Source organism: Clostridium sp. BNL1100, from assembly GCF_000244875.1.
Lineage (GTDB): Bacteria > Bacillota > Clostridia > Acetivibrionales > DSM-1351 > Ruminiclostridium.
On record NC_016791.1, the window covers coordinates 3564163 to 3576224 of the forward strand.

Sequence of the window (12062 nt, forward strand, 5' to 3'; positions counted from 1 at the left end):
TTTGCATATAAAAAACCGTCTGCTGTAATTTAAGCAAACGGTTAAATATATAAAGCTAATACTATTTCTTTTTCACAGGATAACAAACCTCGGTTACCAATTCATCGGGATTATTTGTTTGTGCAGGACTGACATGGTAAATACAGAACATTGCACCATTAAATTCATAACCATTATCGTTTACCCACCCGGCGACAGCCTGATTTACTGCGGTAATTTGATCATAGCTGCCTTTATAAGTGGCAGAGGCAAATTCCACTGCAGGAACCGTCTTGAATACCACATTTTCAGTATTCTTATACTGTCCTTTTACCGGCATCTGTATTTCTACATCTACATCGTTTTCCTTAAATCCTTCATCATGAAAAACTGCAAGACTTTCACCGCAGCAAGCCTGCTGAAAATTAATAATTGGTGCTGTTTCCGTCATCAGCAAACTCCATAGTATCCCCTCTTGATTATAAGACGGTATTATTTTTCTTACACTTGCAACATATCTTTCAGGCAATGTTTTTAATATAACATTATAATTCATAGCGTTATCATCCTTTCTTAACCTCATTATGGCTGTTTCAAGGAGAAGTAAACGCTGGCTGATTTCTTGGGCTTGTGCCTGCACTTCAGCTTGTTTTATTGTCAAAAACTCCGACAATGCTTTCGGATTATTATAGTTTTTCAATATCTCTGAAATTGCCGCAAGACTGAAACCCATGTCCTTGAGTGCCGTGATTCTAGATGCAATCAGTAGCTGTTCCTCACTATAATATCGATAGCTTGTATAATAATCTGTACTTTTAGGCACCAATAATCCTAATTCATCGTAGTGCCGAAGCATTCGTATACTAATCCTTGATAACCTTGAAAAATCACCTATTCTTAACATTATTACACCTCACATATATGTGTTATCTTGAGCTCATTTCTAGTATAAAGTGTACCATAATGTGAGAGTCAATAATAATTTAATGAGAATAATTGGGATTCCCAAACCGTCAGATACGGCTTGGGCTGAATTAAATACTAACTAAGACTATATCTCTTGTTGAAGAGAAAGGTTTTTCTTATGTTGAAATAACAGGTATAGAATCAGTGAGACCAAAAATACTCCCGCACACGCTACAAACATAACTTTATAATTCCATGTTGATGCTATAACTCCGGCCAGCATAGGACCGATACCCTGTCCAAGGTCTGCTCCAATGTAGTATGTACTTGTGGCAACCCCGCTTTTTTCTTCCGGAAGCATTTTTATACATTCGGCCTGTATCGTAGGTTGTCCCGAACCCTGAGCAAAAGCCTTCAATGCTGATGCTACTAAAATAATCGCCAGTGTCTGTGCGTATCCGATAAACATGGAGGCTACTAATGCAAGAATGAATGAAGGGATAATCACGGTTGAAAGCCCGTATTTGTCATAAATCTTGCCTGCAAATGTTCTTACAATAATCAGGCTGATGGCGTTAACGGTAAAGTACAAGCTTATATTTTTAATTCCTCTTTCGTCGCCAAGGAGGACAAGGTATGAACCTATAACACCATTGAGCATAGAAAAAACCGCACCGAAAAACGCATAAGGCAATACATTCATGGCAATAAAATCCGAAAAGCAAATTCTTCTCTTTTGTTTTTGGTAGTTTTCCTTTTTAGTCTTTGTATTTGGCAATGCGAACATCAATGCAGACACACAAATCATAATAATTCCTGCAATTAGAAACGAAACAGACAAACCATATTTTTCTCCTATGTACAGCCCAAGAGTGGGTCCTACTGCTGTGGCAATAATTTGCCCCAGACCAAAATATCCAATACCTTCCCCTATTCTCTTCCTCGGAATGAACTTTGATACCAGTGCTAGGTTAACTATGCCGTTAACGGAAAAAGCCAGTGCATGGGTAACACGAAAGAAAATCAAGACAGTTACATTAGTTGAAATAGTGTATCCTAAAAGGGATAGGCCTATTAATGCTGTTGAGACGATAAAGACTACCTTTTTATTCAACCGGTCGGAAATAATACCGGAAACGGGTCTTGCAAACAATGCAACAAAGGAAAACATTCCTACTATGACACCAGCAATAGCAAGTGATGACCCAAGTTTTACTGCAAATTTTGTAAGTAGTGGCATGACCATGTAAAAGCTGATGCCAACAAAAGTTCCCAAACTTATTAATGTTATATATGGCACCGTCCACAACTTTTCGCTTTTAACGGTGCCTGATTCTTCTTGTTCAATTAAAATATTATCATTATTCATATTATTCTGTTTCTACCTCCTTATGCTGTAAATTAAAAATTTCAGAATTCAAAAAAAGCCGAAAGTATCTCGCCCTTCGGCAGGAAAATAATTTCTTCGCCACCAAGGCAAGAGCATAATGACAGAAAACCGCATCCCAATGTTGTTTTATAAATGCAGTTTCCCTGTTTAATAAAATTGTAATGTTCGGAATCAATGTAATCTGAATAAGAACAGCTTTTATGAAATGGTATGAAGCCCGCTATTTAAAGCGGGCAGCTCTTACGAAAAACAAAAGGTGTATCAATAATTTTGCGGACCGGTGCTGTACCGGGCATGTCCAATGCATTTGCCATGAGGGTAATACATGTCCTTGCAATCTCTTCTGTCGGATAATTCACAGTTGTGATAGATGGATGATGAATCTCCAATGAATCATTGTTACCGTAAACAATTATCTCCATATCCTCCGGTATGCGAATTCCGTGTTCGCCAAAAACAGAGAGTGCGCCCAGTGCTAATGAGTCGTTTTGGATATATATCGCTGAAGGAAGGTTATTCTCCTCAATCATCTTTTTAGCTGCAATCTTTCCTTCTTCGACTTTATTGGATGAAGGCGAATCCAATCCGCTGGTAATCAATTTTGCTTCCATTCTCAAACTGCTAGAGGTTTCCATAAAGCCTGAAATTCTCTGATTTATGGTAATACTTGAATGCTTGTACACAGGTTGCATGACTCCCACAGATTTATGACCATGCCTGTTAAAAATAGCGGCAATATCCGTTCCTATCTTTAAATTGTCTACCGATACCTGATGATATTGGGGAATGTCACCGTACAGGAGAACTGTCGGAACCTGAATGCTCGTATTGGTTAAAAATTCAATATCCTCTTTGGATACAGGCGGTACAATAATGCCATTGTAATAGTTCGCCGATAAAACAGGTTCCATTTTTTCCAGCTCACCATTTTTATATGGCAGTATTGTGAACCGCATTTCCCTTACCTCTCCGCTGAAGGTCATATCCTGAAGCATATCAATAAAAGTATTCAGAAACTGTGAATGCTGCGCAGGCGACCAACATAGTGCAATCTCAGGCATATGTTGGATGTTACGTAAACTTAATTTTCGAGCTGTCATATTTGGGATATATCCCATCTGGTTGGCAGCTTCCAGTATCATTTTTTGTTTCGCCTTGGAAATCCTCATTTTTTCAGCCCTGCCATTCAGTACAAAAGACACCGTACTGGCTGAGACGCCCACAGCATTCGCTATATCATAAATACTTACCATAATATCACCTGTTTCCTATAACTATTTCATCCTCATCCCATTCATAGGTGGCATTTAAATTTGCTCCGGATGTTATTTTGACCATATATTCCAAAACCTCTTCCCCGCCGGACTCACGGGTTACCACCACGGGCACTCCTGCTTTATTCACGATCATTGGAATAAAGCGGGTCTGTTTAATTATACCATCCTCGATTACACATTTAGCAATGATTGTATAAATTGATTCCGGGTGGAACGGGTAAGTGGGATATTCCGGGTCCGGCACAAAGCCAAACATTTCTATACGCTTACGCGCCCACTGTTCGGGATCAAAAACCTCGTTTCGGACTCCTTTTTCAGCTCTGAAATTTGGGCTTAATGAAGGAACCCATGCAATAAAATTATTTAGTCCATGATAAATCGTTTTTCCTTTATATACTTCAATACCGTGCAATATATGTGAGTGAGAACTAAAAATCACATCCGCCCCGGCGTCAATGGCTGCATAAGATACCACCTGCTCATAGTCGGCCAGTTTTACCGGCTTATGTACGATTCCCTTATGAAGATACACAGCCAGAACATCGCATTGTTTGCGCAATTCACGTATATCTTCCAACATGCTGTTAAAAGATTCCGGTTCCGGGTATGTGTAGATTTTGGTCGGGTTTCCTCCCGGATTAGCTACATCTCCCAATTCATAATGCGTTACAATATCTACATTGGCACATCCGGGCTTTGTTTCAGTTGCCGACATAACCTTAGGTCCGGTACAGTTGTAACTGAGAACGCCAAGGCGGACGCCTTCCTTCTCGACAACAGCAGGTCTTTTCGCATGCTTGATGTTCAACCCGGCTCCGGTGTAGGACACATTATTTCCCTCTAACCAACCTAGAGTATCCTTTACACCAATATCTTTTGCGTCATAAATATGGTTCCCCGCCAAGGAAAGAACATCGAACCTTCCCGACAGGGGAGTCAGATTCTTTAATTGGCGTTCTAAATCTGCAAGCTCGGGTGCTCTGTCGCTGTATGGAACTTCAAGCTGGCCAAGTACAATATCTGCTTTCTTTAGCTCGGTATCCACACTTGAAAAAAATTGTTCCGGCTCTTTCCCGAGAATAATATCTCCTGTCGCAATTATAGTTAATTTTTTCATGTAATATATCTCCATTGCGTGCAGATGATTATACATAATTATATATCAAGTAAATTTCTATTGCACGCTAAACAACAAATGTCGTTATTTCATATTTTTTTCATTGCTCCGATTTATGGCATGCAACGTAGTGCTGGTTTCCATAGTTCTTAACTGAAGGAACCTGCTTCCGGCAAATGTCCATTGTATAAGGACATCGGTCGCTAAAGCAGCATCCGGCAGGCCTATTCATCAAGCTTTTGACTTCTCCGGGCAAAATAATCTTTTCACGGGTTAATTCAATTTCCGGGTCTGGTATAGGAACAGCTGCCAGTAATGCCTGTGTATAGGGATGCATCGGATTGGCATACAACTCTTCGCAGGGCGCTGACTCTACGATTTTTCCCAGATACATTACTGCAATCGTATCACTTATATGTTTTACTACCGATAAATCATGGGCAATGAACAAATAGGTCAATCCCAATTCCTGCTGTAAATCCTCCAGCAAGTTTATAATTTGCGCCTGTATGGATACATCAAGAGCCGATATAGGTTCATCACATACTATCATATCTGGGTTGCTGGCTAACGCACGAGCAATTCCCAGACGCTGCCGCTGACCTCCTGAAAACTCATGAGCCACTCTGTTTTTTAGAGATGGCGATAATCCTACAAGGGTAAAGAGTTCATCAACCCTGCGATCATATTCCTGCCCGGAAGAAACAAGTCTATGGATTTTTAACGGCTCTCCCACAAGGCTTCCTGCACTTTTCCTGGGGTCCAGCGAACTATACGGATCCTGGAATATCATTTGTATTTTGTGCCTTTGTTTGCGCAGTTTAGATGACTTGAGATCATTCAAATCAAGATTGTTAAATTTAATCTCGCCTTCACTGTCGTTTATTAAGCGCACAATGCTTCTTGCAACAGTTGTCTTCCCACATCCGGATTCACCAACCAGGCCGAAAGTTTCGCCACGTCTTACTTTAAAAGAAACCTTGTCTACTGCAGTAAGTTTCGTAGATTTTGCACTCAGTATGCCATGCTTGATCGGGAAATGAACAGACAGGTCATTGATTTCGAGTATGTTATCCTTAAGAGGCTCTCTTCTATCCACTCTAATGCTATCCTGACCGTTTTTATCTATTTGATCAAGTTCTTCACGGCTCAGTCGGCAAGCTGCAAAATGTCCATCTTCAACAGATTCGGTCAAAGCCGGTATACCCTGACTAAAACACATGTCGCATTTATATTTGCATCTGGGTAGAAAAGGACAATGCTTTCCATCATCCAGTGGCATTTTTGCCGGAGCATCAATTGGCTGAAGTTTTCTTTCCTTGCTATCATCTAACCGTGGAATCGCATTCAACAGCCCTCTTGTATAGGGATGTGATGGATGGGCAAAAATGTCCCTGGACAAGCCGGACTCTACAATCCTCCCGGCATACATTACATAGATACGTTGGGCATAGCGTGCTACGATACCCAAATTATGTGTAACGATGAGCAGAGAAGTACCGTTTTTCTCTGATACAGTTTTCAACAGTTCAAGGATTTGGGCCTGAGTGGTAACGTCCAAAGCAGTAGTTGGCTCATCAGCTATAATAAGCTTTGGATTGCCGGCAATGGCAATGGCTACCATAATCCTCTGGCGCATACCGCCGGAAAACTGGTGGGGGTAATCGCCCATTCTTTTTTCCGCATCAGGTATTCCTACCTGACTTAAAAGACTAATAGCACGTTTTCTGGCTTCCTTGTCTTTAACGCCAGTATGGATTAATATAGGTTCCATAAGCTGGCTGCCAATGGTTTTTACGGGGTTTAAGGAAGTCATTGGCTCCTGGAATACCATTCCAATTTTCCCACCACGTATTTTTCGCATTTCAGGACCATTGGCCGAATATTTAAACACTTCTTCATCTTCGAGCAATACACATCCATTATCAATGCTCCCGGGCGGTGTTGAAATCAACTGTAATACAGCCAACTGACTCACACTTTTTCCTGACCCGCTCTCACCTACAAAGCTGATTGTTTCGCCCTGATCTATATAATAGGATACGTCATTTACAGCTTTTGTAACAGAATCATCAATTCTAAACGAAACGCTCAAATTATTGACTTGTAGTAAATGTTTCATTTGCATCTCCTCATATAGAACCGCGTAAGCGCGGATCAAGTATATCTCTGAGACCATCTCCCAGAATATTGAATCCAAGCACAAGCAGCATAATGCAGACACCAGGCGCAAGTGCAAAAACAGGATTTGTAATTAGTCTGCTATATCCTTCGTTTACCATAGCTCCCCAGGACGCCATAGGCGCTTTTACTCCGAGGCCCAGAAAGCTTAAGCTGGCTTCTGCAAGGATTGTTCCACCGATATTCATTGTAAAAAGAACGATTATCGGAGATAAACAGTTAGGTAAAATATGAGAAAACATAATTCTGATACTGCCGGCTCCCAACACCCTTTCCGCATTTATATAATCGGAATTACGTATGGCAAGCACCTGTGCACACATCAACCTTGTATATGTAGGTATAGTCGATAATCCCAAAATCACCATAAGGCTTGCCATACCTGAACCAAAAATTATTCCAAGACCCAGTGACAGCATAATAGCCGGAATTGATAAAAGTGCATCCATAACACGGGATATAACTGAATTTACTACCCCACCTACGTAACCTGCCACCAATCCAAGAATGATTCCGCAGCCTGCAGCAATCATAACTGCAATAAAACCGATTGACAGGGATGTTCTTGTTCCGTAAATAAGACGACTCAATATGTCTCTTCCCAGCTCGTCATTTCCCAGAATATGCTCTGCAGACGGCTTGGCAAATGACAATGCCAGGTTTTGCTTGTATGGATTATGTGGGCTGATATATGGTGCAAGCAGTGCAGTCATAACAAATAATACAACCAGAACTGTACCGAAAATTACAATCCTGCGCCCGAACAACCGCTTTAAAAATTTTGTGATGCCGGACATGAAGTGACTTGTCCCTCTCTTGTTCATATTACGACCTCCTACTGTATGCGAATGCGTGGATCAATGTAGCCATAGGAAATATCGACAATAAGATTTGCTATACTCACTACGACGGCTACAATAAGAATACATGCCTGTGTTGTTGCAACATCCTTGCTAAGTACACTGGATACCAGCAACTGGCCGGTTCCTGCAATGCTAAATATAATTTCAACGGAAGTAGATCCTGAAACAACATTTCTAAAAGACATACCTGTTAATGTAACAATAGGTATCAAGGCATTTTTTAATGCATGTCCTGAAATCACTTTGGATTCTTTAACTCCCTTTGCCCTGGCTGTCCTGATATAATCCTGACGGATAACCTCCAGCATGCTTGACCTCATTTGGCGTGTCGTACCTGCAATAGCACCAACACTCAATGCAAATAAAGGTAAAATTGTCTGTTTAACACTAGTTACAAAATTATCTGTCGGAAATGTAAAACCATATGAGGGAAGCCATTTAAGCTGCATTGCGAAAAGTGACATACCCAGTACAGCAAGCCAGAATAAAGGCATAACCGCACCCAGATTGGCCAGTAAGGTAATAATGGTATCGGTTAGTTTTCCTCTTTTTGTTGCTGAAAGAATTCCTAGAATTATGCCCAACGTAGTACTTATTATTATTGACAATATCCCAAAATACATGGTAATTGGCAATCTTTCTTTTATAAGGTCAATAACAGGCATCCTGTACTTATATGATTTTCCGAAATCGCCCTCTAAGATGTTTCCGCACCAATTCACATATCGTACAAAAATCGGTTTATCAAGACCCATCTCTTTGTAAGCGATATCATACTGTTCCTGAGTGATATCACCGCCGAGCATTGCGTACACAGGATCTCCCGGCATAAGGTAAGTCAGCAGGAATGTAAATATCGAAACGATAAATATAACAATAACTGATTGTATCAGTCTTTTAATAATAAATTGAGCCATCCTTCAATGTGCCCCCAATCTGCAGGTTCTTAACTAATATCACTTATTATTGAAAATAGATTAACAAGGTTTCCAAGTGTGAAGTCGACCGATACAGTTTCTAGCCTGCACCGGTCAGCCTTCATATCAATTTCAGAAAAAAATCAGATTATTTTTCCAATTTGACAAGCTCAGGTGTCCAGTGAGAGATATGATAATATCCTAAATGACTGTCCTTAACCTTATCAGTTGCATAAACCTGACTGCTAATTGAAGCAAATGGGATAAGCAGGCAGTAATCATCGATTACTTTCTTTGACAACTCTTTGCTTATTGCCACTTTTTCATCAAATGTTTTTGCTGCTACTGCAGAATCAATTAATTTCTTTATATCTTCAGGATGGATAACTCCACCAACACATCGAACGCCTTCATCTGTCAAAGTTCTGGCATATACCGGTGCAATATCTGCTTCTCCTCTACCGGCCCAACGTAAAATGCCGTCCCATGTTCCTTTGATTCCAGTCATCTCATTCTCTTTTGCTGATTCAATAGGTACAATTTCCATCTTAATACCAACTTCTGCAAGATATGCCTGAGTGACTTCCATTAATTTAACATCACCGGAATTTACATAACCTTTGCAAGTAAAGCCATTTGGGTAGCCAGCTTCTGCAAGTAATTGCTTTGCTTTTACCACATCATAAGGATATCCGACAGTAGCCTCGTTATAAGACCATGATCCCGGAGGCGTCCATTGATTTGAGTATGCCCATCCAAGCTTTTTATTCATTCCAACAATGGCTTCCTTATCAATGGCATGGGCGATTGCCTGTCTCACCTTTAATTTATGGAAAGGTAGTGACGGGTCATTGCTGGTAGGCATAAGACCATTCATAATAGTTCCGCTTGTAAGAGGACGACTGATAGGAGCACGGCCGTCAACTTCCATTGCATCACTTACAGTGCCGTCAACAGTTGCAATTACATCAATTTCTCCTGCTCTCATTGCAGAAACAATGGTTGTAGTATCGGGCATGAATACAACTTCAATGCCATCAAGATAGGGTTGTCCCTTAACACGGTAGTCTTTATTTTTTTCAAAAACAATCCTGGCATCACGTTCCCATTTAACAAACTTAAATGGTCCTGTACCAACTGGGTTTGCAATTGCTGCATCTTTTCCATTGGCTTTAAAGTAAGTTGGTGAAATAATTCTTCCTGCTGTAAACAAGGCAGCATCTGCAATGGAATTATTCCATTTTGAAAGATGAAGCACCAATGTCAGTGGATCTTTAACCTCGATGCTTGCAACATCATTGATTTCGCTACGTCCTGATGCCTTAAATTCTTCAAAGTTCCATTTTACCGCTTCCGCATCGCATACCGTACCGTCGTGGAACTTAACATCCTTACGCAAGTTAATGGTCAATGTCAATGCATCGGCATCCATTTTAAAACCATCTGCCAAATATGGAACAAGAACACCTGAATCATCATATCTCCCCAAAGTTTCCAAAGCCGCATCCATTACTTGGTTTTCATAGTATGTCGTACTTCCTGCCGGATACCCTATACAATTGAATTTATCACCATATGCTATCCGTAAAACTCCACCCTGCTTATCACTTGCCGTTTCGTTACCTGATGCTTTAGCAGACTCATTAGCTGTATTCGTTGTGTCAGCCGGACTTCCGGAGCCTGAACACGCTACACTCACCAATAAAAGTGATGTAATTACTAACAAGCTAATTACTTTCATAAACTTTTTCATACTCGATTTTCCTCCTCTGGAATTATTTGAGTAATTGGTAAACATAACATCCTTCTTAATTTAATATGTAAATCTAGAATAACTCTGAAGCAAATAAGGTTATTTCACGCCTCACATCATCACGGCAATCATAATGGACATCGTGACCGGCATTATTGAAAATTATGCATTTTGAATTTTTGATTACTTTTACCGGCCATAAAATATCTGTTACCGGCACCATTTTATCCATATAAGCGTTAATCATCAAAACAGGTATCTGAATTTTGGATAGCTCCTGATAAACTTCCTCATCTGTTTTCAGGTATGAAAGCGGTTTTCTGGGGTTAACACGGACTTCTTCAACTGTCCTTTCAAGTTCCCATTCATATCCCTTTTCGGCTTTCCTTTCAAATTCTGCCTTCAATTCCGGATTATCAGAAAATTTCTCCGCAAAGGCAAGAAAATACTCTCTTGTTGACTCAGCGCGCTTTAGGGTTGCTTCGGGATCATCTGCTGACATAATAGTTTTAAGTCTTCCCGGAGAAGTCTCCCCGCCTTTTCTGGAATGAGGTCCCCCCACCAAAGCTGCAAAACCAACCAGAACTTCCGGATGCCTCAGCGAAAGATGCCAGCCTATACCTGCACCATGGGACTGTCCGGTATAAAGGAACTTTTGTATTCCCTTGCTTTTCGCAAATTCATACACGTCATCTGCCCAGGTATTATACCACTCACCGCCCAAATCCTCGGAAACATGCGTTGACTTTCCATAACCTCTGATTTGAATGGTAAAAACATGGAAGCCTTCATCAGCCAGATCCATTGGCCATCCTATTTCATCAGAATCAAAACCCATTTGGGAAGACAAAATATATTTATCTCCCGAACCATATTCGTTGTAGTAGAGAGTTGCACCATTGACCGTTTGATACATTTTTTCACACTCCTGAATGTCCTTTGTTTTTAATTAGTAGCATTTTTTACTTTTAACAATAGAACTACCGCCAGTTTTATTCCATATTGACATTCGTCCGGCGCCATATTGTACAAATGAAATAGAATAAATTTGCTATAGCGGTTTAGCAATTAGCAAAACTATTTGTATGTTTTGCTTAATCGGTTTAGCTAGATTGTAACATAAATAGTTTGTTATGTAAATATATATTGCAGGAAATTTTGTTATAGCTTAATGTGAAATTGGCTGATATATTTTTGAAAACAAATAATCAGATAGAAATTTATATGTGGGTATATCTCCTTCTAACGCACACCAGCAAGTTGGTACGTTTATAAAGTTATTTCAATTTGATTTCCTTCAAATCCAATAATACAACTTTCGTAATAACCATCGCCTGTCATTCTTGGTTCACTAGCAACCTCAAATCCATCATTTTTTAATCTGTTAGTCAAGCTATCAACCGTTTCCTTACTCCCAACACTAATGGCAATATGAATATAACCGGTCCGGCTCAAGTATTTGTCGTTATCAGACATATTGGGTTTATTCATTATTTCCAGCTGTGCCCCATCGTCAAAGGACAAGAAGTATGACCTAAAATCCGTTTTCTTGTTATGGTATCCTTGGTTTGATTTAGCATTGAAATATTTAATGAAAAAATCCTTTGCATTTTCTAAATCATTTACATATAATGCAACATGTTCAATTTTCATATGAATTCTCCAAAATTTAAAATTTA

Annotated in this window: 10 protein-coding genes; all 10 read right to left on the reverse strand. The window is 40.0% G+C overall.

Going from position 1 to position 12062, the window contains the following annotated elements:
• Positions 1–61 precede the first annotated feature (61 nt).
• Positions 62–883: a MerR family transcriptional regulator gene (locus tag CLO1100_RS15105; protein WP_014314633.1), complete on the reverse strand. Its 822-nt coding sequence runs from the start codon at positions 881–883 to the stop codon at positions 62–64.
• Between the two features lie 147 nt (positions 884–1030).
• Positions 1031–2254 (reverse strand): MFS transporter, encoded by a 1224-nt coding sequence (locus CLO1100_RS15110; RefSeq protein ID WP_014314634.1) that lies wholly within the window; start codon positions 2252–2254, stop codon positions 1031–1033.
• A gap of 245 nt (positions 2255–2499) precedes the next feature.
• The gene (locus CLO1100_RS15115) at positions 2500–3528 is read right to left on the reverse strand and encodes a LacI family DNA-binding transcriptional regulator (RefSeq protein WP_014314635.1); all 1029 of its coding nucleotides are present in this window, start codon (positions 3526–3528) and stop codon (positions 2500–2502) included.
• A 4-nt stretch (positions 3529–3532) separates the two neighbouring features.
• Positions 3533–4669, reverse strand: coding sequence for a CapA family protein (locus tag CLO1100_RS15120; protein WP_014314636.1), 1137 nt, complete (start codon positions 4667–4669; stop codon positions 3533–3535).
• A 100-nt stretch (positions 4670–4769) separates the two neighbouring features.
• Complete coding sequence (locus CLO1100_RS15125) at positions 4770–6791, reverse strand: ABC transporter ATP-binding protein (protein WP_014314637.1); 2022 nt, start codon at positions 6789–6791, stop codon at positions 4770–4772.
• A 10-nt stretch (positions 6792–6801) separates the two neighbouring features.
• The gene (locus tag CLO1100_RS15130; RefSeq protein ID WP_014314638.1) at positions 6802–7674 is read right to left on the reverse strand and encodes an ABC transporter permease; all 873 of its coding nucleotides are present in this window, start codon (positions 7672–7674) and stop codon (positions 6802–6804) included.
• Between the two features lie 11 nt (positions 7675–7685).
• Entirely contained in the window at positions 7686–8630 is a 945-nt protein-coding gene (locus tag CLO1100_RS15135; RefSeq protein ID WP_014314639.1) for an ABC transporter permease, read from the reverse strand.
• Between the two features lie 148 nt (positions 8631–8778).
• The gene (locus CLO1100_RS15140; RefSeq protein ID WP_148265079.1) at positions 8779–10383 is read right to left on the reverse strand and encodes an ABC transporter substrate-binding protein; all 1605 of its coding nucleotides are present in this window, start codon (positions 10381–10383) and stop codon (positions 8779–8781) included.
• Positions 10384–10456: 73 nt separating this feature from the next.
• Positions 10457–11299 carry an alpha/beta hydrolase gene (locus CLO1100_RS15145; RefSeq protein WP_014314641.1) on the reverse strand — a complete coding sequence of 281 codons (843 nt, stop codon included), beginning with the start codon at positions 11297–11299 and terminating at the stop codon, positions 10457–10459.
• Between the two features lie 353 nt (positions 11300–11652).
• On the reverse strand, positions 11653–12036 hold the full coding sequence (locus CLO1100_RS15150) for a VOC family protein (protein WP_014314642.1): 384 nt from the start codon (positions 12034–12036) through the stop codon (positions 11653–11655).
• Between the last annotated feature and the right edge of the window lie 26 nt (positions 12037–12062).

Coding starts and splice junctions, on each gene's coding strand:
- CLO1100_RS15105 (WP_014314633.1), bottom strand. CDS start 883: ATGTTAAGAATAGGTGATTTTTCAAGGTTATCAAGGATTAGTATACGA.
- CLO1100_RS15110 (WP_014314634.1), bottom strand. CDS start 2,254: ATGAATAATGATAATATTTTAATTGAACAAGAAGAATCAGGCACCGTT.
- CLO1100_RS15115 (WP_014314635.1), bottom strand. CDS start 3,528: ATGGTAAGTATTTATGATATAGCGAATGCTGTGGGCGTCTCAGCCAGT.
- CLO1100_RS15120 (WP_014314636.1), bottom strand. CDS start 4,669: ATGAAAAAATTAACTATAATTGCGACAGGAGATATTATTCTCGGGAAA.
- CLO1100_RS15125 (WP_014314637.1), bottom strand. CDS start 6,791: ATGAAACATTTACTACAAGTCAATAATTTGAGCGTTTCGTTTAGAATT.
- CLO1100_RS15130 (WP_014314638.1), bottom strand. CDS start 7,674: ATGAACAAGAGAGGGACAAGTCACTTCATGTCCGGCATCACAAAATTT.
- CLO1100_RS15135 (WP_014314639.1), bottom strand. CDS start 8,630: ATGGCTCAATTTATTATTAAAAGACTGATACAATCAGTTATTGTTATA.
- CLO1100_RS15140 (WP_148265079.1), bottom strand. CDS start 10,383: ATGAAAAAGTTTATGAAAGTAATTAGCTTGTTAGTAATTACATCACTT.
- CLO1100_RS15145 (WP_014314641.1), bottom strand. CDS start 11,299: ATGTATCAAACGGTCAATGGTGCAACTCTCTACTACAACGAATATGGT.
- CLO1100_RS15150 (WP_014314642.1), bottom strand. CDS start 12,036: ATGAAAATTGAACATGTTGCATTATATGTAAATGATTTAGAAAATGCA.